At 55.0% G+C, this 22,268-nt stretch carries 18 protein-coding genes; 12 read left to right on the top strand and 6 right to left on the bottom strand.

The window, feature by feature from the left end; all coding sequences use genetic code 11:
- Window positions 1-68 precede the first annotated feature (68 nt).
- Together cpxA and cpxR are read right to left on the bottom strand one after the other, a co-directional pair.
- Window positions 69-1,439, bottom strand: coding sequence for an envelope stress sensor histidine kinase CpxA (cpxA, locus tag A0G03_RS11415; RefSeq protein WP_048263114.1), 1,371 nt, complete (start codon window positions 1,437-1,439; stop codon window positions 69-71).
- Complete coding sequence (gene cpxR / locus A0G03_RS11410) at window positions 1,436-2,134, bottom strand: envelope stress response regulator transcription factor CpxR (RefSeq protein ID WP_048263111.1); 699 nt, start codon at window positions 2,132-2,134, stop codon at window positions 1,436-1,438. The genes cpxA and cpxR overlap by 4 nt, the downstream gene beginning before the upstream one ends.
- Window positions 2,135-2,287: 153 nt before the next feature.
- On the opposite strand from cpxR, the gene cpxP reads away from it, so the two are divergent.
- The 5 genes from cpxP (at window position 2,288) to A0G03_RS11385 (ending at window position 7,951) form a co-directional block, all read left to right on the top strand.
- Window positions 2,288-2,812, top strand: a complete 525-nt coding sequence (cpxP, locus tag A0G03_RS11405; RefSeq protein ID WP_048263107.1) for a cell-envelope stress modulator CpxP — start codon at window positions 2,288-2,290, stop codon at window positions 2,810-2,812.
- A gap of 393 nt (window positions 2,813-3,205) precedes the next feature.
- Complete coding sequence (locus tag A0G03_RS11400) at window positions 3,206-4,393, top strand: sugar transporter (protein ID WP_011095773.1); 1,188 nt, start codon at window positions 3,206-3,208, stop codon at window positions 4,391-4,393.
- Between the two features lie 43 nt (window positions 4,394-4,436).
- The gene (gene fieF, locus A0G03_RS11395) at window positions 4,437-5,339 is read left to right on the top strand and encodes a CDF family cation-efflux transporter FieF (RefSeq protein ID WP_011095772.1); all 903 of its coding nucleotides are present in this window, start codon (window positions 4,437-4,439) and stop codon (window positions 5,337-5,339) included.
- Window positions 5,340-5,546: 207 nt separating this feature from the next.
- Complete coding sequence (pfkA, locus tag A0G03_RS11390; RefSeq protein ID WP_011095771.1) at window positions 5,547-6,509, top strand: 6-phosphofructokinase; 963 nt, start codon at window positions 5,547-5,549, stop codon at window positions 6,507-6,509.
- Window positions 6,510-7,021: 512 nt separating this feature from the next.
- Complete coding sequence (locus A0G03_RS11385; protein WP_048263104.1) at window positions 7,022-7,951, top strand: LysR family transcriptional regulator; 930 nt, start codon at window positions 7,022-7,024, stop codon at window positions 7,949-7,951.
- Here A0G03_RS11385 and A0G03_RS11380 read toward each other — a convergent pair.
- From A0G03_RS11380 to A0G03_RS11365, 4 genes are all read right to left on the bottom strand, one after another.
- Window positions 7,938-8,630 carry a DUF6250 domain-containing protein gene (locus A0G03_RS11380; protein ID WP_223250587.1) on the bottom strand — a complete coding sequence of 231 codons (693 nt, stop codon included), beginning with the start codon at window positions 8,628-8,630 and terminating at the stop codon, window positions 7,938-7,940. The genes A0G03_RS11385 and A0G03_RS11380 overlap by 14 nt on opposite strands.
- A gap of 35 nt (window positions 8,631-8,665) precedes the next feature.
- On the bottom strand, window positions 8,666-11,440 hold the full coding sequence (locus A0G03_RS11375) for an exo-rhamnogalacturonan lyase family protein (RefSeq protein ID WP_048263098.1): 2,775 nt from the start codon (window positions 11,438-11,440) through the stop codon (window positions 8,666-8,668).
- A 4-nt stretch (window positions 11,441-11,444) separates the two neighbouring features.
- Window positions 11,445-13,715, bottom strand: a complete 2,271-nt coding sequence (locus A0G03_RS11370) for a TonB-dependent receptor (RefSeq protein ID WP_048263095.1) — start codon at window positions 13,713-13,715, stop codon at window positions 11,445-11,447.
- Window positions 13,716-13,800: 85 nt separating this feature from the next.
- Window positions 13,801-14,808: an ABC transporter substrate-binding protein gene (locus A0G03_RS11365; RefSeq protein WP_048263092.1), complete on the bottom strand. Its 1,008-nt coding sequence runs from the start codon at window positions 14,806-14,808 to the stop codon at window positions 13,801-13,803.
- 443 nt (window positions 14,809-15,251) lie between these two features.
- On the opposite strand from A0G03_RS11365, the gene A0G03_RS11360 reads away from it, so the two are divergent.
- From A0G03_RS11360 to aguA, 7 genes are all read left to right on the top strand, one after another.
- Window positions 15,252-16,127: an energy transducer TonB gene (locus A0G03_RS11360; protein WP_048263090.1), complete on the top strand. Its 876-nt coding sequence runs from the start codon at window positions 15,252-15,254 to the stop codon at window positions 16,125-16,127.
- A 10-nt stretch (window positions 16,128-16,137) separates the two neighbouring features.
- Window positions 16,138-16,854 (top strand): MotA/TolQ/ExbB proton channel family protein, encoded by a 717-nt coding sequence (locus A0G03_RS11355; RefSeq protein WP_048263088.1) that lies wholly within the window; start codon window positions 16,138-16,140, stop codon window positions 16,852-16,854.
- A 1-nt stretch (window position 16,855) separates the two neighbouring features.
- Window positions 16,856-17,257 (top strand): ExbD/TolR family protein, encoded by a 402-nt coding sequence (locus tag A0G03_RS11350; protein ID WP_048263085.1) that lies wholly within the window; start codon window positions 16,856-16,858, stop codon window positions 17,255-17,257.
- A gap of 20 nt (window positions 17,258-17,277) precedes the next feature.
- Window positions 17,278-18,888 carry an ABC transporter permease gene (locus tag A0G03_RS11345; RefSeq protein ID WP_048263082.1) on the top strand — a complete coding sequence of 537 codons (1,611 nt, stop codon included), beginning with the start codon at window positions 17,278-17,280 and terminating at the stop codon, window positions 18,886-18,888.
- Window positions 18,889-18,905: 17 nt separating this feature from the next.
- Complete coding sequence (locus A0G03_RS11340) at window positions 18,906-19,664, top strand: ABC transporter ATP-binding protein (RefSeq protein WP_048263080.1); 759 nt, start codon at window positions 18,906-18,908, stop codon at window positions 19,662-19,664.
- 602 nt (window positions 19,665-20,266) lie between these two features.
- A complete protein-coding gene (aguB, locus tag A0G03_RS11335) occupies window positions 20,267-21,151 on the top strand; it encodes an N-carbamoylputrescine amidase (RefSeq protein WP_011095743.1) in 885 nt (294 codons plus the stop codon).
- A 3-nt stretch (window positions 21,152-21,154) separates the two neighbouring features.
- The gene (aguA, locus tag A0G03_RS11330) at window positions 21,155-22,258 is read left to right on the top strand and encodes an agmatine deiminase (protein WP_048263077.1); all 1,104 of its coding nucleotides are present in this window, start codon (window positions 21,155-21,157) and stop codon (window positions 22,256-22,258) included.
- Window positions 22,259-22,268 lie beyond the last annotated feature (10 nt).

The raw sequence follows: 22,268 nt of genomic DNA, 5'->3' as shown, positions 1-22,268 counted from the left end.
AACAGAACGTGACAGGTGCCCGTGCGGGCACCTGAGAGGATGTTGTGATAGGAAGGATTTTGCCTGACTTACCGTTGATGCAACGGCAGCCAGATGATTAAGCGCAACCCACCTAGCGGGCTGTCCTCCGCTTTTACCCAGCCTTTGTGTTGCGTAATGGCGGTTTCCACGATGGCAAGCCCTAAACCGCTTCCGCCAGATGCGCGGTCACGTGCTTCATCCGTACGGTAGAAGGGGCGGAAAATCTGTTCACGATCTTCCGGGCTGACGCCGGGGCCATCGTCATCCACTTTAATGGTGATGCCCTGATTATCCACTGAGAAAGCCACTTCGATGTGGTTGTGGGAATAACGTAGCGCGTTGCGCACGATATTTTCCAACGCACTGTCGAGCGAGGCAGGGTTGCCAAAGAGTGTCCACGGTCCCGGAGGATAAGGTACTTCCAGCGTTTTCCCCATTTGCTCGGCTTCAAAGGCGGCATCATCTAGCACATTGCCCCACAGTTCATCGGCACGCAGGAACTCACGGGTCAGTTCGTTCTTGTGTTGATTACGTGAGAGCACCAGCAGATCGTTAATCATGCTGTCGAGCCGCTGAGTCTCCATCTCAATGCGGTTCAGCTCATTGCCTTCACCTTGACGCCGACGCAGCAGCGCCGTTGCCAGCTGTAAGCGCGTCAGCGGCGTGCGCAGCTCATGAGAGATATCCGACAGCAGCCGTTGCTGTGCGGTAACCATCCGCTCCAGCGCGCTAACCATCTGGTTAAAGCTGACGCCCGTCGCCAGAAACTCCTGCGGTCCAGACTCTAACTCAGGGTGTTGTCGTAAGTTGCCTTTGGCGACTTCGTCGGCAGCGTGTTTGAGCTTACGTGCGGGTTTCGCCAGACTCCAGGCGAGCCAAAGCAACAGCGGTGAACTGATCAGCATGGTGAAGATCAGCAGCAGTAAAGGACGGTCAAACAGCAGACTAATGAAATCTGACTGCGGACTGCTGGCAGGACGAATCAGGTAAAGCTGGTAGTTGTCATCACCATCGCGGATCGCAAAAGGACCGAGAAGCTCAATGCGGCCGTAATTTTTCTTTTGCGGGTGGTCGGCGTTATCCGACAGCCCGATAAAATTACGCACAATCGGTGTTTCATGCTTTTCTGCGCCGAAAATACGACCTTCGCTGGTGACCAGAAAAAGACGTTGCCCCGGGGGAGCCCACTTCTCCAGCACCCAGAACAGCCGCAACCACCAGCGCAGATCGTTGGCTGGTGTGTTGGCGAGGTCTGCTTCAATGTGCTGTTCCAGCATGATGCCCTGCCGCTGCTCGTTTTCCAGCAAGGCGGTAAGCTGGCGCGAGTCCAGCTTGGGCACCATCAGAACCAGCATGAGTACCAGCGCCAGCGTTAACCAAAAAATGGCAAAGATACGGGCGGTCAAACTATTGATCATGCAGCCGATACCATCAAATAGCCTCGTCCACGCAGCGTTTTAAACCAGGGTAAGCCATCCTTACGTTCTGGCAATTTACGCCGCAGGTTCGAGATATGCATGTCGATCGCACGGTCAAACGGCGTCAGTCGTTTCCCCAGCACTTCCTGACTTAAATGCTCGCGCGAAACCACCTGTCCCAGCCGCTGTGCCAGCAGATAGAGCAGCGTGAATTCCGTGCCCGTCAGGTCCAGCACGATATCGTCAAAGCTGGCTTCCTGCCGTCCGGGGTTCAGACGCAGGCCATCGACTTCCAGCGTCGGCGCACTGTTATCACCCGCCTGCTGTTGATCGGTCCAATTAGAACGGCGGAGAATCGCGCGAATCCGCGCCACCAGCTCCCTGTCGTTAAAAGGCTTCGGCAGATAATCATCTGCACCCAGTTCCAGACCAAGAACGCGGTCCAGTTCGCTGCCGCGGGCGGTCAACATGATGACCGGTGTTTGATGCTGCTGTCGTAGTTCTTTTAATGTGTCGATACCGTTTTTCTTCGGCATCATCACATCCAGTAATAACAGATCAATGGTGTTATCTAATATCTGTAACGCCTGTTCGCCGTCGTAGGCGACAACGACGTTAAAACCTTCCATTTCGAGCAATTCTTTCAATAAAGATGTCAGCTCTCTATCGTCATCAACCAGCAGAATTTTATTCATGTTTTCTCTACCTCCAAGGGCAAAATACGACATAGATTAGCGCTATTCCATGACTTTACGTAGTTTTACATCCTCTGACGCATGTTTGCAGCAAGATGCGTAGACTCATGCTCATTGATTCACAAAATGACGTACCGCTCTGGAGAGTTATTGATGCAACAGTTCGCAACCTTATCTCTTGCTTCACTGCTTATGTTAGGCACTTTTACCGCCTTTGCAGCAGAAAGTGGAGACGCTCCGGCGAGCGGCTGGCATATCGATGATTCCGCCACAAAAGGCGCATCCGGCCAGCAAGGTATGTTCGATGGCGTGAGGCTGACTGAGCAACAGCGCCAGCAAATGCGCGATTTGATGCACCAGAGCCGTCAGGACAAGCCGGCGTTTAACACCGAAGATGTTAAAGCCATGCATAAGCTGGTGACGGCGGAAACGTTTGATGAAGCGGCGGTGCGAGCGCAGATAACCCGAATGATGAGTGTGCAGATTGAGCGTCAGATTCAGATGACCCGAGTGCGCAACCAAATGTATAACCTGCTGACGCCAGCGCAGAAAGAGATCTTAGAACTGAAGCATAAGCAACGCATGAAAGAGATGCAGCAACAGATATCCATGTTTAATCAGATGGTTGCGCCGTCATCAGGTATGACAAACCATACTGAGACAGATAGTCCCGAGTAGTAGTGCGAGTGTAGTAAGTCGTAACGTAGTGCAGTCCGAGTAGTAATGTGTAGTAGGTACACACCCTGTTTTTCCTTGCCATAGACACCATCCCTGTCTTTTCGCCCTCCATGATGGAGGGCTTTTTTTTATCTAAAATTCGGCACGAAAAAAGACAGCGTAAGGGAGTGGTAACGCGTAGAATATGAGCATCAAAAATGATGCTCATGAATGTTCCCTGACCTGTCTTCAGGCTTTTGGCTGACATCCTCATAAAAGCACGCTGAAACACTGTTGGCCGCTCGCCGTTACATGGCGATGTCATACTTTCCCTGTACCATTGCTTCACCGCGTTAGCCTCTGCCATGACAGTGGGCGGCGCATTCTTTTATTTTAACTTTTGATATCAATACCATGACCCGTTCTCCCCGTTCGACCGCCTGGTTACGCGTCGTCAGCCTTTCTCTGGCGGCATTCATTTTTAACACCGCTGAATTTGCCCCTGTTGCGTTACTGTCAGACATAGCTGCCAGCTTTTCCATGAGCGCTGCGCAGGTTGGGCTGATCATCACGATTTATGCCTGGGTCGTTGGGCTGATGTCGCTGCCCTGCATGCTGCTGTCCAGCGATATGGAACGACGTAGCCTACTGATCAAAATCTTTATCCTGTTCGCCATCAGTAATGTGCTGTCCGGCCTCGCCTGGAATTATTGGGTGCTGATCATGGCCCGTATCGGCGTGGCGCTGTCTCATGCGGTGTTCTGGTCGATTACGGCATCGTTGGTGGTGCGACTGGCGCCTGCGGATAAAAAAGCACAGGCGTTGAGTCTGCTGGCGACCGGAACGGCGCTGGCGCTGGTGCTAGGGTTACCGCTGGGGCGTGTGGTTGGGCAGTATCTGGGCTGGCGCGTGACGTTTGTCCTTATTGGCCTGATCGCTGCGGTGATTATGGTGGGCCTGATGAAGCTCCTGCCTGTGTTGCCGAGCAGCAACTCTGGGTCGTTGAAGAGTTTGCCTCTCCTGCTTAAACGCCCCGCGTTGCTGTGTGTGTACGGCCTGACGGTCATGATCGTGACGGCGCATTTTACCGCCTACAGTTACATCGAGCCGTTTATCCTGAAAGTGGCGTTGTTGAGTGAAAACTTCACGACCATCCTGTTACTGATTTTTGGCGGTGCCGGAATCATTGGCAGCATGTTGTTTAGCCGCTACAGCAGCAAGTATCCTGCCGGCTTCCTGATTGTGTCGTTCGCGTTTCTGGCGGTGTGTTTGCTGCTATTGCTACCTTTGTCATTCAGCGGATGGAGCTTGTCGACGCTGTGCATCGTCTGGGGGATCGCCATTATGGCGCTAAGTCTGGGCATGCAGGTCAAGGTATTGACGTTGGCATCGGATGCAACTGATGTAGCGATGGCACTTTATTCGGGGATCTATAACATCGGGATCGGCGGCGGCGCGCTACTCGGTAATCAGGTTATTACCCATTTGGGCCTGCCCGACATCGGCTACATGGGGGCAGCGATGGCGATACTGGCGACGGTGTGCTGTATTTTTACGTTTGTTCGCTATTCCCATGTGCTAAAAACATCATTAACGAACTGAGTACGGGCAGCGACCCAGACGATCTGTTTTCTGTGAGGGCATGATGAATCCACACTATGCGCGTCTGGTGACGCTGGCGGCGGTGAGCGCAACGGCCGTTGCGCTGGTGCTGTTTGTGATGAAAGTGTTTGCCTGGTGGCATACCGGTTCGGTCAGCCTGCTGGCATCGCTGGTTGATTCGCTGGTGGATATCGCCGCATCGCTGGTGAACCTGCTGGTGGTGCGCTATTCGTTGCAGCCGGCGGATACTGAGCATGCGTTCGGCCACGGTAAGGCGGAATCGCTGGCCGCGCTGGCGCAGAGCATGTTTATTTCCGGTTCGGCGCTGTTCCTGATCCTGACGGGTCTACAACATTCGCTGGAGCCACAGACGCTGCACGCGCCGGAAGTCGGCATGTGGGTGACGCTCATTGCGCTGGTGGCTACGCTGCTGCTGGTGTCGTTCCAACGCTGGGTGGTCAAGCACACACACAGTCAGGCGGTACGGGCGGATATGCTGCATTATCAGTCCGACCTGTTGATGAACGGTGCCATTCTGGTGGCGTTGGCACTCAGTTGGAAAGGCATTACTCGCGCCGATTCCCTGTTTGCGTTGGGTATTGGCGTCTATATTTTATATAGCGCATTGCGTATGGGTTACGACGCCGTGCAGTCGCTGCTGGATCGCGCACTGCCGGATGAAGAACATCGCGCCATTGCTGAGGTGATCGTGAACTGGCCGGGTATTCGCGGTGCACATGCGTTGCGCACCCGACGTTCTGGGCCGACGCGCTTTATCCAACTGCATTTGGAAATGGATGACGCCCTGCCGCTGGCTGAGGCGCATCAAATCGCCGACGATCTGGAACAGGCATTACGTAAACAGTTTCCGGGTGCCGATATTATTATCCATCAGGATCCGGTTTCCGCCGTGCCGGAAAATCAACGTGGCAGGCTGACGGCGTAGTTGACGGTATTTTCAGCATTTTATGTTAAAAACGTGATAGGCCATGAAAATTTATGCACAATTTAGCCTGACCTGAATCAATTCAGCTTCGGGTGTTTGTTATAATATGCTAATAAAAGAATAAGGCGTTGCTGCCTGCGTAACGGCGGCGGTGAATTTACGATAGAAGAATCCTGCAAAATTACATCTACAAGTCCAGAGGTTGTCATGATTAGAAGAATCGGAGTGTTGACGAGCGGTGGCGATGCACCAGGTATGAATGCGGCAATTCGAGGTGTGGTTCGTGCTGCACTGTCGGAAGGGCTGGAAATCTACGGCATTTATGATGGCTATCAGGGCTTGTACGAAGATCGCATGGAGCAGTTGGATCGCTACAGCGTATCGGATGTAATTAACCGCGGCGGTACGTTCCTTGGTTCCGCGCGCTTCCCACAGTTCCGTGATGAAGCGGTGCGTCAGGTCTGCGTGGAAAACATGCAGAGACGCGGTCTGGATGCGCTGGTGGTTATCGGCGGTGACGGTTCCTACATGGGTGCTAAACGTCTGACGGAAATGGGTTTTCCCTGTATCGGTTTGCCGGGCACGATCGATAACGACGTGGCGGGTACAGACTACACCATCGGCTACTTTACCGCGCTGGAAACCGTGCTGGAAGCGATTGACCGACTGCGCGATACCTCCTCTTCCCACCAGCGTATTTCGATTGTTGAAGTCATGGGACGCCACTGTGGTGACCTGACGCTGGCGGCGGCAATTGCTGGCGGCTGTGAATTTATCGTCCTGCCGGAAGTGCCGTTCAGCCCGGAAGATCTGGTTAGCGAAATTAAAGCGGGTATCGAGAAAGGTAAAAAGCACGCGATTGTGGCAATCACCGAGCTGGTGTGCGACGTCGATGAGCTGGCGAAATACATTGAGAAAGAGACGGGGCGTGAAACCCGTTCGACCGTACTCGGCCACATTCAGCGCGGCGGTTCGCCGGTCGCGTACGACCGTATTCTGGCTTCCCGCATGGGCGCTTATTCTATCGAGCTGCTACAGCAGGGCTACGGTGGTCGCTGTGTCGGTATCCAGAATGAAAAAATGGTGCACCACGACATCGTTGACGCCATCGAGAACATGAAACGTCCTTTCAAAGGCGACTGGTTAGAGACGGCGAAAAAGCTGTTCTGATCTAGGAAAGTTGATGTTTTCGCTGAATGGCGGCTACACAAGTTTTGCTGGTTTTGCCGTTATCCGGCGTAAAAAATTATGCTGAGGAGATAGCTAGCTTAGGATGAGCCGCATGGACGCGGCTCAAGCTTGCGCCACGCAGGGAGCGTGTCGCAAGCGGTCCGTAAAGCTGGGTATCGACGAAGGCACCGCTTCAGCGGCATAATTTCCGCCGAAAGCCTGGGGTCACGGGGCGAGCGGCGTTTGAGCCGTCCCGTGTCGGGCGCGTGCTACGAGGTAGCATAAAAATAACGTCATTATCGCGCACGAAACTATTCCCCAAGTTACATAAAACATATGATCAAGAGACAGCACTAAGTGGAGATGCTATCTCCGTTGCTTCCCCCATTACATCAACCGCCTTAGATATATAACCAGTGAGCATATAAACAGCGGTTTTATTATTTTTTCTGCGCGACCAGACCTGCTAGCCTGCAAATTCCTTCCGTTCTGATGACACACCCATTGCCGCCATGAATATCGATCTTCGCCAACTGCGCCACTTTATTGCCCTGATTGAGCATCGCAATTTTACGTCTGCGGCACAGGCGATGAAGCTGTCCCAATCCGCTTTCAGCCGTAGTATCCAGTCGCTGGAGCAGACCATTGGTACCCGCCTGATCGATCGCATGAACCAGTTGGAACCCACGCCGAAAGGACTGGTGGTGCTGGAGCATGCACGTCGCCTGATTAATCAGACGCACGATCTGTTTAACGATATTCAGCAGTTCAATGAGAAAGAAGCGGGCGAAGTGAATTTTGGCTGCGGCCCGGCACCCGCCGCCTGGCTGATGCCGCAGGTGATCGGGGCTTTCTCTCGGCTGTACCCTAAGGTGCGGATGGTCTTTCGCGTTGATAACTGGCAGGCGCTGGGCCATCGGCTCATGGCCGAAGAACTGGATTTCATCGTGGCGGACATGCGTAACTTTGAATTCGATACCCGCTATCGGGTTCAGCCGCTTAGCCAGCATCGCTGGGGATTTTGCTGCCGTAGCGAGCATCCGTTGGCGGCGCAGGAAGAGATTACCGTCGAGCAGTTCTTTTCCTATCCGCTGGCAGCAACGATTCGTCCACCCAACCTGCACCGTGCACTGGTGCAACTGAGCGGTAAGCTGGATATTCGCACCAGTATTGAGTGTGAAAATGGCTATAGTCTGTTGGACGTGGTGCGCCATTCGGATGCTATCGGGACGACCAATCATTTCAATGAGCCCGATAGGCACGGCATTCATATGTTGAAGATTGCGGGTCTGGACGACAACACCGACGAATTTTATACCCACTACGGCATTATTTATCTGGCAGACGCCCGTCTGTCTCTGCTGGCACGCAAGCTGATCGACACCTTCGTGCAGGTCGACAGTGACCTGCACGGCGCGCCAGCGTCGCTTACAGCGGAGTGATGCTGAACTCGCTAATTTCCTGACGTGAAAATACCGTCCTAAAGCCGAAATAGCCCGGAGCAGGCGTATTTGGGTAGCTCGCGTGGAAATAGAGCACATCATCGACCCAGAAACGTGTTTCCCGCCGATCCACTTCAATCACGATGCGATAGCGATGATTAGGACGCAGCAGATGCGTGGCATCGGTGTATTCGCCAAGCAGCAGGCGCTCGCCGTGGCCATCGTAATAACGAAAGCGCGTGGTGCTGTTCCAGTTGCCGCCCATGCCGACATAGTACAAGTTCAGGCTGTCATATTCGTTGAGCTTACCGTGCCGGGTAAACAGGTTCGGGTGGTGCAGGTCGCGTGCAGCCCAGAACTGATTCAGGTCCGACACGCGGTCATAGGGGCGATCCGCGACCAGAATTTCCCGCGTGAAGGCAATGCGATAGGTGCCCGAGAGCGGGGCATCTAGCCAAAGCGTCAGTCCAGCGGCGCTCTCCAGAGTCAGACGCTCTGGCGTGGTCTGGATCGCCGTGCGGTCAGGATCTTCCTGCTCCACCTGCCATTGTAGCGGCTGACCCGCGGAATCCGTTGCCCAGATAAGCGCCGAACGGTGCGGGGAATCGATAATGTCATGCGTGCCGTTTACCTGTGGTGAGAGGAGGAGCGTGTTTTCAGTACAGCTAGGGTCAATCATGGTGATGTCCTGTAACGTGCTGTCGGGTGACGGCATTAAGAAGAAGGAGGAATGTCATCCAACACGGCCAGTAGGGCGATGGCGGTTAATCCCCACTGGGCAACGGCGTTGGTCGCCAGATTGGTTGCCGTGGTACTGCCGGAATGTTTATCAATGGTGGAGTCAATCACCGGCTCGTTGATCGGGGAGAGCACTTCAGGGGGCGTCAGGCGTCGTTGCGTGAGCGTCGGGTTGGCAATACCGCCGCTGCCCGCGGTAAATTCTGCCCACGCGCGCTGCGCCAGCGTACTGTCATTCAGTTGTCGTGCGGCAAAGGCGGTCAGTCGGGCATGGCCTTGAGCCAGATTGAGCTTTTTCACCGTTTTACCTACGGCGGCGCTTAGTGAGACTGGATCGTTATACAGCCGACAGTAGTCGAGCCACGCCCGTCTAAAGTCGGGATCGGGCAGCACCTCAATCAGTTCGCTACAGATTTCTGTCAGACCAAACACTGCGCTGAGGTGTGAGATTTCCACCTGATCCGCAGGAGCGGGAAGAAATCTGCCGGTATCGGGATCGATGGCGGCGCTGCCCGTGAAAAAACCGTGCGGCTGGGCGGCCAGCGTCTGCATACTGTTGAGCAAGCGTTCGCGCATCGCGGGATCGCCGTGGCGTTCCCAGGCAGTGAGCCACGCGGCGGCGACCGCACCCCAGTCGGTGCCGAAACCCAGACTGATATGGTTTGGGTTATCGGGATGCGTCTGGCCGATTTTGCGGCCCGGTAGCACCGTGCCTAGCGTGCGCAGCGCCTCAACTTGTTCATCCATCAGTTCACCGATGCGCTCATCGGCGGTGAGGTAGTAGAGAAAACGGCGGTTGGCGACGGTAGAAATACGCAGCTGTTTGGCGCTGTCGCCCCAGTGGCGGACATTGTGCCGCGACCCCAGCGGACTAAAACGTCCCAGATGGTGCACGTCGACCTCACCGGTGTGGCGTGTCATGGCTTCCGCGATACGAAACACCTCGGCGCGCCCGCTGTGCAGGAAGTAATACCAGAGCCACAGATCGGTACTCAGTTCTGAGTTATCCCATGCGTAGCCGCCCACATCGTAGCGCCAGACGTGACGGTCGCTGTCATAGGTATGCATGACGTCACCGAAATCCCAGAAGCCGTACCATTTTCGCTGCTCGATCTCCTGCTGGTAGGCGTCGAAATATGCTCCCAACTGCTTCTCCAGACTGGTTCGTGCAGGTGTTGCGGCAGAGGCGGGGGCCCACATCGATCCAAACGCCTGTGCGCGGTACAAATCCTGTGCATCTGCCACCAGCAGCGGCGGTTGCTGCATACGTCGTGCTCGATTCACCAGATTTTCCGCGTCGGGCGTCGCGGGCAGAACATCGATAAACAGTTCGCTGGTGCGCGCTACGCCAACTGCGGAGCCGAAGCCCGGTTCATAGTCCTCATAGGTGATCGCCAGCCCTTCGCGCTGTTTGTCATGGGTATCCTGACCCAGCCCGTCATGATAAAAGCGCATATCCATCGGTTCCGCCCACGGCGACCACAGCCACAGCGTGACGGTTGCCACGTCAGTGTGAGCATTTTCGATTTCCAGACTGGCGGGGTAACTCTGCCAGAAATTGCGCAGGCCGAACGCTACGCCGCCTTTCGGCGTGCCGAGATAGCCGACGCCTGCCGCCCGTTCGCCCGTGGCGGAAAGCAGCCAACCCTGTCCAGCCGTGGTGCGTTTGTGGATCTGGAAACCGTCGGGGTGGTGCTGAGTCAGGCGGTAGCTGCCAAACGCGGGGATGTAATCCAGCCGTTTGCCGACCTCCGGTGAAAAATCCGCTATCGGCGGCGTGGCTTGCCCCGCCAGCTGTGCCGCGATAACGGCTGCACCGGGATCGCGACGTAAGCCGCTCAGGCCGCGTACCGCTTCACGAAAGAGCCCGCCTTGATCCGAGACGAAGCGGACGTGTCGATCGTGCAACTCCCCCTCTAGTGGAATGTCGAACGCTAACCCAAGCCCTTTCAGGCTGAGCCGATCGTCATCGTTGTCATAGATCAGGGTGTGTACCACGCGCAGCGAGTCGGTATTCGCATAGCTATACAGCCGGATAACAAAGGGGATGCGCGTAACCCCCTGCTGCTGTGTGTGATGCGTACCGCGTAGCGCAATCACCGTGCGCTGTGGCCCGTTTTGCTCCACCGTAACTGTCTCGATCTCGCCCTGATACGTGTCCTGCGTCAGCGTATTGCCCGTCTCCGCACCGCGCTGCATGCGCAATACCAGCCTGCCGTTGGTTAACGCCAGACGGTTATCCCGCCAGACTTCTTCAATCAGGCGGGAGCCTGAACGTGGAATCACGCACCGAATATGGCCAGTATCGACTGTCCAGCCGCGATCGTGCTGGCTAACCATCCCGACACCCGATGGCGCGCCTGCTTTGGCCGTTGGCCGCAAAACGAGTGTATCTTGTGGCGGTGTCTCACCGCCCAGAGCATGTGCCGACCATTTAATCGAACCGTCCGGCCAACGCGCTAGCGGCCAGCTTTGCAGGTCGTAAACCTGCTGCTGGGTGCCGTGTAACTGGAAGTTGCTATCGCCGCGTACAGCCCCCTGCGGCCAGGGTACGCCCCAGGTGACGCCACTGAAGGCGTGAGGCATCTGTCCGTCCAGCCAGCGCAGGCTGACCTGCGGTACGGTATCGCTAGCTTGGTTGGAGGCCGCTGTAAGAGGTGCGGCGACCGCAGGTTTCCAGAACGGTGCCGACAGCGTGAGTAGCGTACTGTCGCGCAGGAAACGTCGGCGTGAGTAGGTCATCTTGTTCATGACATCAGCCCTTGAAATCGTAGCCGACTGAGATCCCGACCATGCGCGGTTCGCCAATCACGCCCGTTGTGGCGCTGGAACCTCTGACGGAGCGGTAGTAGTTTTTATCCAACGCATTTTTTACCCACAGCGACACGTTCCAACGGTTGTCGCCTTGCTTGCCGCTCAGGCCACTAGACAGATTCAGGACGCCATACGATGGAATGCGATTGCTCTCGGAATCATCAAGCGTACCGTAGGCCCAGCTCCTCCATGACCATTGACCGGAAACTGAGGCTTGCAGGTTATTTGGCGTATCCCATTGATAGCGCACGCGCGTGTTGTAGCTCAGCGTGGGAGATTTGAAGACGCGTTTTCCCGACATATCGCACGAGACGGCGGAGATTTCTGCCGGGCAGCGGGCGTTAGGGAAATTCAGGTAGTTGGTATCCAGAACAGTACCGGCGAGACTGATACTCAGGCCATCAAGCGGGCGTAGCGTCAGTTGGGATTCCCCGCCGCGTGAGCGGAATTTCCCGGCGTTAATCAGGTAGCTGGTATCCGTTTCCTCGTCATAGGCATTATTCTGGAAATCTTCGACCACACTCCAGAACAGTGCGGTATTCCACTCTACTTTGCGCTGTAGCCAGTGTGTCTTGACGCCCAATTCTGCCGAACGGGTTTTCTCTGGATCGACGTACAGTGAGTCTATCCCCAACTGCCTTGCAGCCCCGGACGATACGTTCAGGCCGCCGGATTTTTCCCCGTAGCCCACTGTGACATAAGGGGTGACGTTCGGTGCGGCGAACCAGTTCAGACTGACGGAGCCAGAAGGCAGGCGGTTGGTTTGCGAGAGCGGGCCGGAGGTAAAGTTTGCGCGGTTTCTGCGGATAAACGTCCCCTCTTTTTTCTCGTAGGTCTGTCGCAGGCCGACAATGACGTCCAGCTTATCGGCAGCGTGCCAGGTTCCGCGGCCATAGGCGGAATAGACGGTGTCATCTAACGTACCAACGCGTTGGACATTAATGTTCCGATAGCCACTGCCTACCCACGTCTGGACACGGCTGTCGTTGTAGTAGCGACTGTTTGCCTCGGTATCGAGGTTCTCTCCCCAGTAATCGACGCCCAGCGAATAATCGAATTTATTGCCTTTGGGTGAGTCCAGCCAAAAGCTTTGCGACCAGACGCGATCGCGCACGTCAGCACCGCTGTCGTGATAGAGCGGAATATTCCAGTTATCCGCCGTGCTGGGTAACACACGGAAATAGCGCAGTGATGACAGTGAATTGACGCTATAACCGCTTTTCAGTTTCCAGTTGGCTTCTACCGAGCCGCCGCCTTGTGCCACGCGAATCACGTTTTCGTCATCCATCGCGACCTGACGACCCCCGACGACCTTGAGGCCAGTCTGTTCCGCACGGGTGCGGAATGCGTCGGTTGCACTCACCAGAACTGAAACGGGACGTTGGGTGGAATCGCTGTAGTCGCCGGTGATTCTGAGGCTAAAGCTGTCATTCGGCTGATACAGCAACTGGCCGCGCACGCCGTTATTGGTGCTGCCCCCGAGCTTATGGCCATTTTCGATATTCGTGACGTTTCCACCGCGTTCGGTACGTGACAGGTTGATGCGGCCTGCCCAGTGGTCGCTGAGTAGCCCGGATGCCATCAGTTTGGATTGCAGATAGCCGCGTTGACCGAATGATTGTTCCAATGAATATTCGGGTGTGAAGGTCGGTTTGCGGGTGCGAATATCAATCGCGCCGCCGGTGGTATTAAAGCCGTAGGCGGCGCCCTGCGGGCCTTTCAACACGCGGGTGCTGTCGATATCTAGCAAATCGTTAGAGATAACGCCGGGGCGGGACAAGTAGACGCCATCGACAAACAGGCCCACGCTGCCCGGCATACCGATGTTGGTGCCGCTCTCGCCACCGTCGCCAATCCCACGGATGGTGACGGTAGTATCCATCACATCGACGGTATCGACATCCAGCCCTGTCACGAGCTGTGACAGCTCTTCAAAGCGGTATATCCGCTCTTCTTCGAGCGTTTTGCCGTCAATTACCGATGCCAGTGTAGTCGGCGGTTGAACAGTCGCACGCTGAGCGTTCACTTTCACGCGTTTCAGCTGGACGGGGGCGGCGGTGGTTGCCTCGGTTGGTGGAACGTTATTCGTTGTAATTTTCGGGTCGTCAGCTCGGGCTATAGCAGGAAGCGTTAAGACGCAGCTCATTAAAATGCCCGACGTTATTTTTCGTTGGTGTTTTTTTAAATACTGCTGGTGTTTTTTAAAATACATAGCTTCTTCCGAATGTCGTCAATAGGCTGCCGATTGCCGTGAATATCACGGCAATACGTGGGTTATAATATTTGGGGGAAATAAGTTACTGCGTTGCTTTTAGATAAGAATCATTCAGCCATTTATCAACATCAAAAGGTTGTCGAATAAGGCGCGATTCATAGGCCAATGTGACGGCACGTTTTAATTTTTCTACGAAGGCGGGATCCAATTCTGGCGAAAGACGCTCAGTTAATGGCGGCAATGTATCCCATTCGACGCGTAATATATTTTCTGGGTAACCTGATTGAGTAGCTAAGAGTTGAATAAATTCATCTTTATTTTTGTCGTCGCTAGCCCAGTTTGCCGCTTCTCGCTGAACTTTGACTAAGCGGCGAAGAATATCCTCGTTGCCTTTGGCAAATTTCTCATCGACTAACAGGAAGCCGCTGAGCTGACCCGCACCGTTCAAATCGCGGCTGGATAGCGGAATGTCTGCCAGCCCTTTATCCCGCAGTGAAAGCGTATTGCTGCCGCCCCAGGTGGCATCAATCTGTCCGGCAGCCAACGCCGCGCTGGCCGCTGCGAAATCGAGATTGATCAGCTTAACGTCAGAGGGTTTCAGACCTTGCGAATCAAGCGCGCTGACAAAGGAAAGCTCACCCGCCGTTCCACGAAAGAGCCCGATGCGTTTGCCTTTCAGATCGGGGATTTTCTCAATGCCGGAGCCTTTCGCCACCGCCAGATAGTGATTGATACCGCGTGATGCTACGGCGATCACGCGGGTATCCAGACCGCGCGAACGGCCAATAATGCTGGCTAAATCCCCCAGATAGGCCACGTCGACCTGATGGTTACCAAACGCTTCGTTGATGACGGGGCCCGCGCCTTTGATGAACGTCCAACGCACGCTGATCCCATCTTTGCTAAACTCGCGTTCCAGCAGCTTCTGACTGTGGATGACATCGAGTAAGCCACCGCCGCTGGGTTTTGTACCCGCGCCAATGTCTGGCGCGGCAATACGAATCTCGGTGATCGCTGAGGCGATGCCTGACCAGGCCATACCCATTGCCAATAAGCTGGTTACTAACCATTTTCGTCCTGATGTCGTCATTATTTTACCCGCCAGTAATGAAATCGATGAATAGGGATTGTGTTATTGCGCCTGTTTCGAACGGCGTCATATCGTGTGCAGCACCACATTTAAAGGCTTGGCAATAAACTGACTAATACAAAAAAAGCATTATTATTTTTAGTAAATAGCTAAGTCAGTATTCATCGTCTATTTCATCGGTATGCAACGAACGAAAAAAAACTATTCCAACTATGCATTAGCCTGTCGGTAATTTTTACCTTTAGTCTGAGTGTCGATTATTAACGTTATCGCTTTATTAAAGAAATAAAGAATGAAATGAATATCGATATGCAGATACATACGTTGACTTTATTAAGTAGTCGGGAAGAATCGATTATCCCAATGCTATTTCAGGCGACGTCGTCATTGACACCTGCAACGTGAAATAGAGCGATAAAGATATATTGTCAGGAGCAACCATCATGACGGAATTACTCTATGCGGGAGCCGCGCCGATACCCCGGTCTTATTCACCGGAACCAACGCCGCATGCTAGCCGAGTCAGTAGTGCGGCGCAGCAACGCTTACCGCATCTGAATACGACGCCCACGTCCCGGCCGGAGCGCTGGCTGGCGGTGGGAGCGACGCTGTTATTGCACGCTGGGGTTCTGGCGTTGTTCAACGTCGCGTCGCCGCCGCCCGTGACGGTGCCTGCGCGGCCGCAGCCTGTCAGCGTCGAACTGGTTTCTATGGTGGCAGAGCCTGTGCAGCAAGAGGTTGTTCCGATTGCAGAACCTGAAGTGCCGACGCCACAGCCGGTGGAAGAACCAACGATAACTGAGCCGCAGGTGGATGAAAATGCATTGCTGCCCCCTGTTCCTGAAAAAAAAGTGCCGGAGAAAAAAGTGCCGGAGAAAAAACCTGAACCTGTACCGAAAAAGACGCCGGTGAAAAAGAGCACTCCCGCGCCTAAACCAACCGCGCAACCCCAGAAAGAAACTGCATCTGCAACGGCACCGATAACCCCCGCTCCTGTGGCGCAAAATGCAGTCGCGCAGCCCGTTGACGCACCGTTGACACCGCCGCTCGCCAATGCCGACTACCTGCATAATCCCGCACCGTCTTATCCCGACGTAGCGATTAGCCGTGGTTATGAAGGCACCGTGCTGTTGAACGTGCAGGTACGTGCCGACGGTAAGGTGCAAACCATTCGTATTCATCAATCCAGCGGCTATCCGTCACTTGATGAGGCCGCCAGAGATACGGTGCTGCGCTGGTCTTTTGTTCCGGCGCGTCGCGGCAGTCAGCCGGTTAGCGGCTGGGTCGTTGTTCCTGTCGATTTTTCGCTGAACTCATGAGGTATTGGTTATGACGCTTGGACACATTGAACTCTTTTCTGCGGAAGGTGCGGTGATCCTGTTGCTGTTGCTGTTTTCTCTCGTCACCTGGGGGCTGGGGCTACTGAAGTTCGTCCAATATGGACGTGCGCAGCGGCGCGATCGACGCTTTCGCGAGGCTTTCTGGCAGCAGGATGACGTCAGCCAGACGCCAGAAACCAGCGCAAAGCAGCCCAGTTCACTCGCCAATCTGGCACTGGCTGCGGTCAAAGCGCCGAAGCGGATTAGCGGGCAGCTTGCTCTGAATATTCATCTGCCCGATAGGGTTGAGCGCGCGCTGCAACAGCAGATTCAACGCGAACGTCGTTCGCTGGAAAGTGGGCTGGCGGTGTTGGCCAGCATTGGCAGTACGTCGCCGTTTATCGGCCTGTTTGGCACCGTGTGGGGCATTATGGCGGCGTTGCAGGAAATCGGGCTTTCTGGTTCTGCCAGCCTCGACACTGTCGCAGGGCCGATTGGTAATGCGCTGATAGCCACCGGCGTCGGGATCGCTGTCGCGGTTCCTGCGGTGCTGATCTACAACTACTTTTTGCGTCGTCTCAAGCTGGCCGTCGCGGATATGGATGACTTCGCTCATGATGTATACAGCGTGATGCAGGCGCACGATTTTCATGTCAGCGCACTCCAGACCAGTGTGGAGCCATCGTCTGCCTCTTTCTCCGTGAAGAACCTGAGAGAGGTGGTCTGAGATGGCGTTTACCTCGCGTAATGACGACGACGTGATGAGTGAAATGAATATCACGCCGCTCGTGGATGTCATGCTGGTATTGCTGGTGGTGTTTATCGTGACCGCGCCGATGCTGACCAATGCCATTCCTATTCAGCTACCAAAAACGGCGGCGGTGTCTCCGGTCGATCGCACCGATCCGATTGTTATTAGCATTGATGGTGAGCAGCGCCTCTTCATCAATAAAGAAAACCTAGCGCGGGAACAACTGGTGCCGCGCTTGCAGCAGGCGAAAGCGGGTAATGCAGATTTGGTGGTGCAGGTGCAGGCGGATAAAGAAGCGAATTACGGTGATGTCGCCGCGCTGCTGGCCGATGTCGAGCAGGCGGGGATTACCCGTCTCTCCCTGCTGACGCAAAAATAACGCTGCGGATACCGACGATCATGATGCCTAAATCTCCGCTGCGGATACGTTCCGCTCCTGATACCTCTCTGAGCGCCGTTGCGCTGTCGGCGGGACATTCTGCGCTAGCCATTCCACTGATCGTATCGCTCGTCGTGCCGCTGCTGGTACTTGCTAGCTGGTGGCTTGCGAGTTGGCATGGGTGGATGTCTGAACAGATCCTGCCTTCGCCGCTGGCGGTGGTGGATAGTGCAAGGGATTTTATTCCTGAAGAGCTGATTCACCAGTTACCCATCAGCTTGATGCGGCTGGTGATTGGTTTCAGCGGCGGTATCGTGCTGGGTCTGGTTTTGGGCAGTTTATTCGGTCTGAATCGACGGTTGAATGCGCTGTTTATGCCGCTATTTACCGTCATCGCGCAGATCCCGACGTTAGCCTGGATCCCGCTTTTGATGCTGTCACTGGGGATCGGGGAAGCGCTGAAATTGGTGGTGCTGGTGAAATCGGTCACGGTGCCGGTGACGCTTTACACGTGCGCCGGTATTCAACAGACGCCACAAAAATTGCACGAAATGGCGCGCAGCCTGCGTTTATCACCGGTTGCCTTCCTGCGTTATCTGATTCTGCCTGCGATGTTGCCTTATGTGATGACGGGCGTTCGGCTGGCGTTTTCTACCGGATGGGTCGCCTTGATTGCGGTTGAGCTGTTGGCATCCAGCGAAGGGCTGGGCTATCTGTTGGTACAAAGCCGCCAACTGTTCATGTTGGATTTTGTATTCGTCTGCATTCTGATCATCGGAATATTGGGGTTTGCCGGGGAACGTGTGCTACTGAAGCTGGAGCGTCGCTGGATTCACTGGCCAGCACCGGTGCTGGGGCGCGATAGCCTGAGTTATGCACTGCCGAGTCTGTCGTTGACGCCTTGGTTAGCGCCATTGATATTGCTTGCCTTGTGGCAGGTAAGCAGTACGAGAGAGTGGGTGAACGTGGCTTTTCTTCCCGCGCCGAGTAGCGTGGTTGACGCGCTGTGGTCTGGGTTGATTCAGGGAGGGCTGTTGTCCGATCTCAATGCCAGCCTGCTGCGCGCACTACAGGGCTTTATGCTGGGAAGCGCAATCGGTGTGCTGGTCGGTGCGTTGCTCGGCGGCTGGCGCATCGCCGACAGGCTGTTTAATCCGGCGTTGTCCGCCTTGCGCTGCGTGGCGCTATTTGCCTGGCTACCGCTGATCACGGCCTGGTTCGGTTTAGGCGAGAGCGCCAAAATCGTATTTATCGCTGTGGCGGCATTCTTTCCCGTCATGCTGGCGACCCGTCAGGGAATCGCCCAGCTACCACCTGCGTTGTTGGAAGTGGCGCAGGTTCTGCGTCTGACACCAGTACAGACGCTCCGCACGCTGATACTACCCAGCGTGTTACCGCCGATGTTTTCCGGCCTGCGACTCGCGTTGATGCATGCGTGGACGGGGGCGATTGGCGCCGAGTATTTCATGCCGTCGGGAGAAGGATTGGGCGGCATGATGATTCGTGCGCAACAACTGCTTGAATCCGATCGCATCATGGCCGGTGTGGTGCTGATTGCGGTGGTGGCTGCACTATTTTCCCGGTTGATTACCTTGTCTGAACGGCGGCTGACCCGCTGGCGCTTTGCATGATGGCTAACGGAGGAACGATGTCCCTGCATTTTCAGCACATTACCAAACATTTTACCGTCAACGGTGTCCCGCTGACGGTGTTACAGGACATCGACCTGTCGCTGCATGCTGGCGAGCTGGTTGCGGTCATTGGTGCCAGCGGCTGTGGTAAATCGACGCTGCTGCGTTTGGCGGCTGGGATTGATACCACTGGACGAGGCCGTATTCTGATTGGCGATCGGCCTGTGAACGGCATTCCCGACGAGGTTAGCCTGGTGTTTCAGGAGCCGCGTTTGTTTCCGTGGCTCACCGTAACGGGCAATATTCGCCTCGGTATGCTTAATCTCAATCTTTCTTCTGCCGAAATTGCGCAGCAAATTGCACATTATCTCCAGATGATGGGGCTGGAAGACTTTGCCGACGCATGGCCGCATCAGCTGTCTGGTGGGATGGCACAGCGTGTAGCGATCGCCCGTGGGCTGGTGTCGACGCCGCGCATTCTCTTGCTGGATGAGCCTTTTGGCGCGCTTGATGCGCTGACCAAACAGCAGTTACAGGAACGTCTGGCGGAGATTCGTCGACAAACGGATTTGACGATCTTGCTGGTGACGCATGATGTGGAAGAAGCCGTGTTTCTGGCGGACAGAGTGGTCGTCATGTCACCCCGTCCCGGTCGGATTAGTGCAATTCTACCAGTCAATTTGGCTTATCCGCGCGACCGAACCAGCACCGCCTTGTTGGAGCAACGCCAAGCGGTCAGTCACGCGCTGCATCAGGCGGATACCGTTGAAGCCTGAGCGATCGCTTTCTTCCTAATCTTGAGCATCGACAGTCAGGCTGTTGATAAATTTATTTTGCTGAACGAAAACGGTAGTAACGGAATAGAAGAGTAAAGCGTTTGCGCCAGGGATGGCGCAAGCCGAGCGCACAGGGGTGTGTTTACAGCGTCTTTGCGATCTATCCGTTACTACCGCTCAACTGATTTTTACAGAAACTGCTGTGGAAAAGGCGGTTTTTTCTTTTCTGTTCGCCACGCGAGATCATTCATTTTCAGCATAGTGAAGTGCTGTCATTAACTGGCATAATGCGTATGTCATTCTCGGTCAATACCTTAACAGGATATTCCTATTGGGTATGCGCAGGTGTGTTGGCCTATACTCGTCATACTTCAAGTTGCATGTACGTTGGCTGCGTTCACTCACCCGAATCACTTACTTAAGTAAGCTCATCGGGATTCCTTCTCTTGCCGCCTGCCTGAAACTTGAATTATTTAGAGTAGACACTCGTTAAGGCCGCGCCGGTTAGTGCCGATGCATAATCGTGACCGAGAGAAACACTTATTGCCGATACTTGCCGGTGAAAAAGGGCGGGTATATATCGTTATTATTGAGGTTTTCGCATGAAAAAAGTTACCGTTGCCGCAACACAAATGGCGTGTTCCTGGGATCTGCCCAAGAATATCGAAAACGCTGAAAAACTGGTGCGACAAGCGCATGCAAAAGGCGCGCAGGTTATCCTGATTCAGGAACTGTTTGCCGCACCGTATTTCTGCATCGATCAAAGCCCGGAGCACTATGCGCTGGCGCAGGAGCTGGAAACCAGCCCGCTGATTAAGCATTTCTCTGCACTGGCGGCGGAGCTAAACGTGGTGCTGCCGCTGAGCTTCTTTGAGCGTGCCAATAACGCCTATTACAACTCGCTGGTGATGATTGATGCGGATGGTTCTGTGTTGGACGTTTACCGCAAAACCCACATTCCGAACGGTCCGGCGTATCAGGAAAAGCAGTTCTTCATTCCTGGCGACACGGGCTTTAAAGTCTGGCAGACGCGCTACGCGAAAATCGGCGTGGGCATTTGTTGGGATCAGTGGTTCCCTGAAACCGCACGCAGCCTGGCATTGCAGGGCGCAGAGCTGATTTTCTATCCGACTGCCATTGGTTCCGAACCGGCCTACCCGGACATCGACAGCCAGCCGCACTGGACCCGCGTTCAGCAAGGACATGCCGCGGCGAATCTGGTGCCAGTGATTGCCTCCAACCGCATCGGTACAGAAGCCAGTAAATACATCGACGGTCTGGAAATGACGTTCTACGGTTCTTCATTCATTGCCGATCAAACCGGTGCGCTGTTGGCTCAGGCCAATAAGACGGACGAAGCTATTCTGGTGCATGAATTTGATTTAGAAGCGATTGCTGCTCAGCGCGCCTCATGGGGCCTGTTCCGCGACCGTCGCCCGGAAATGTACGGTACCATTGCCAGTTCAGACGGCAAGACCCGGAGATAAGTGATGTCACAGTTAGCAACTCCTCATCTCACCACGCCACATCAGGATGTTTTTGCGATGCCCGCCGAGTGGGCACCGCATGATGCTGTGTGGATGATTTGGCCGTATCGTACCGATAACTGGCGTGAACGGGGCGTTCCGGCGCAGAAAACGTTCGCGCGCGTGGCGGAAGCCATCGCCCAAAACACGCCTGTTATCATGGGCGTGCCTGCACGCTACATGGCGGATGCGCAAAAAGTGATGCCGGTGAATGTTACGCTGGTGGAAATGGAAAGCGACGATGCCTGGATGCGCGACACTGGCCCAACTATCGTGCTGAATCAGGCTGGCGAGCGTCGGGGTATCGACTGGCAGTTCAACGCCTGGGGCGGTGAGCTGGGCGGTCTGTACGAAGACTGGCGTCAGGATGAGAAAGTCGCAGCACAGGTGCTGGATTATCACCAGGTCGCGCGCTATGCCGCACCGCTGATTTTGGAAGGCGGCTCGATCCATGTCGATGGTGAAGGCACGCTGCTGACCACGGCAGAATGCTTGCTCAATCCGAACCGTAACCCGCACCTGAGCAAAGCGGAAATCGAACAGTTGATGCGTGATTACCTCAGCATTTCGACGATTATCTGGCTGGAAGAGGGCGTGTACAACGACGAAACCGACGGGCATATCGATAACATGTGCTGTTTCGTGCGCCCCGGTGAAGTGGCGTTGCACTGGACCGATGATGAAAACGATCCACAGTATGCACGCTCCGTAGCGGCCTATGAGGTTCTGTCGGCAGCGCGCGATGCGCAAGGGCGTGAGCTGAAAATCTGGAAACTACCTGCTCCCGGCCCGCTCTATGCGACCATCGAGGAAGCGCAGGGCGTGGACAGTGGTGATGCGGTTGAGCGTCTTGCTGGTTCTCGCCTAGCAGGGTCTTATGTGAATTTCCTGATCAGCAATCAGCAGATCATTTTCCCACTGCTGGATGAGAAGACGGATGATGTTGCACGCGATCTGCTGCAACAGATGTTCCCTGGCTACGTGATTAGCGGTGTGCCTGCGCGGGAAATCCTGCTGGGTGGGGGAAATATTCACTGCATTACGCAGCAAATCCCAGCGGTGAAGTAACCGCCGAGCC

Origin of the sequence: Pectobacterium peruviense (genome assembly GCF_002847345.1) — a bacterium.
GTDB lineage: Bacteria > Pseudomonadota > Gammaproteobacteria > Enterobacterales > Enterobacteriaceae > Pectobacterium > Pectobacterium peruviense.
The sequence above is the reverse complement of the archived record's forward strand: the minus strand, read 5'-3'. Positions and strand labels throughout refer to the sequence as shown.

Excerpts from the sequence above, each read along its gene's own strand:
- cpxA (WP_048263114.1), bottom strand. The coding sequence starts at position 1,439 with ATGATCAATAGTTTGACCGCCCGTATCTTTGCCATTTTTTGGTTAACG.
- cpxR (WP_048263111.1), bottom strand. The coding sequence starts at position 2,134 with ATGAATAAAATTCTGCTGGTTGATGACGATAGAGAGCTGACATCTTTA.
- cpxP (WP_048263107.1), top strand. The coding sequence starts at position 2,288 with ATGCAACAGTTCGCAACCTTATCTCTTGCTTCACTGCTTATGTTAGGC.
- A0G03_RS11400 (WP_011095773.1), top strand. The coding sequence starts at position 3,206 with ATGACCCGTTCTCCCCGTTCGACCGCCTGGTTACGCGTCGTCAGCCTT.
- fieF (WP_011095772.1), top strand. The coding sequence starts at position 4,437 with ATGAATCCACACTATGCGCGTCTGGTGACGCTGGCGGCGGTGAGCGCA.
- pfkA (WP_011095771.1), top strand. The coding sequence starts at position 5,547 with ATGATTAGAAGAATCGGAGTGTTGACGAGCGGTGGCGATGCACCAGGT.
- A0G03_RS11385 (WP_048263104.1), top strand. The coding sequence starts at position 7,022 with ATGAATATCGATCTTCGCCAACTGCGCCACTTTATTGCCCTGATTGAG.
- A0G03_RS11380 (WP_223250587.1), bottom strand. The coding sequence starts at position 8,630 with ATGATTGACCCTAGCTGTACTGAAAACACGCTCCTCCTCTCACCACAG.
- A0G03_RS11375 (WP_048263098.1), bottom strand. The coding sequence starts at position 11,440 with ATGAACAAGATGACCTACTCACGCCGACGTTTCCTGCGCGACAGTACG.
- A0G03_RS11370 (WP_048263095.1), bottom strand. The coding sequence starts at position 13,715 with ATGTATTTTAAAAAACACCAGCAGTATTTAAAAAAACACCAACGAAAA.
- A0G03_RS11365 (WP_048263092.1), bottom strand. The coding sequence starts at position 14,808 with ATGACGACATCAGGACGAAAATGGTTAGTAACCAGCTTATTGGCAATG.
- A0G03_RS11360 (WP_048263090.1), top strand. The coding sequence starts at position 15,252 with ATGACGGAATTACTCTATGCGGGAGCCGCGCCGATACCCCGGTCTTAT.
- A0G03_RS11355 (WP_048263088.1), top strand. The coding sequence starts at position 16,138 with ATGACGCTTGGACACATTGAACTCTTTTCTGCGGAAGGTGCGGTGATC.
- A0G03_RS11350 (WP_048263085.1), top strand. The coding sequence starts at position 16,856 with ATGGCGTTTACCTCGCGTAATGACGACGACGTGATGAGTGAAATGAAT.
- A0G03_RS11345 (WP_048263082.1), top strand. The coding sequence starts at position 17,278 with ATGATGCCTAAATCTCCGCTGCGGATACGTTCCGCTCCTGATACCTCT.
- A0G03_RS11340 (WP_048263080.1), top strand. The coding sequence starts at position 18,906 with ATGTCCCTGCATTTTCAGCACATTACCAAACATTTTACCGTCAACGGT.
- aguB (WP_011095743.1), top strand. The coding sequence starts at position 20,267 with ATGAAAAAAGTTACCGTTGCCGCAACACAAATGGCGTGTTCCTGGGAT.
- aguA (WP_048263077.1), top strand. The coding sequence starts at position 21,155 with ATGTCACAGTTAGCAACTCCTCATCTCACCACGCCACATCAGGATGTT.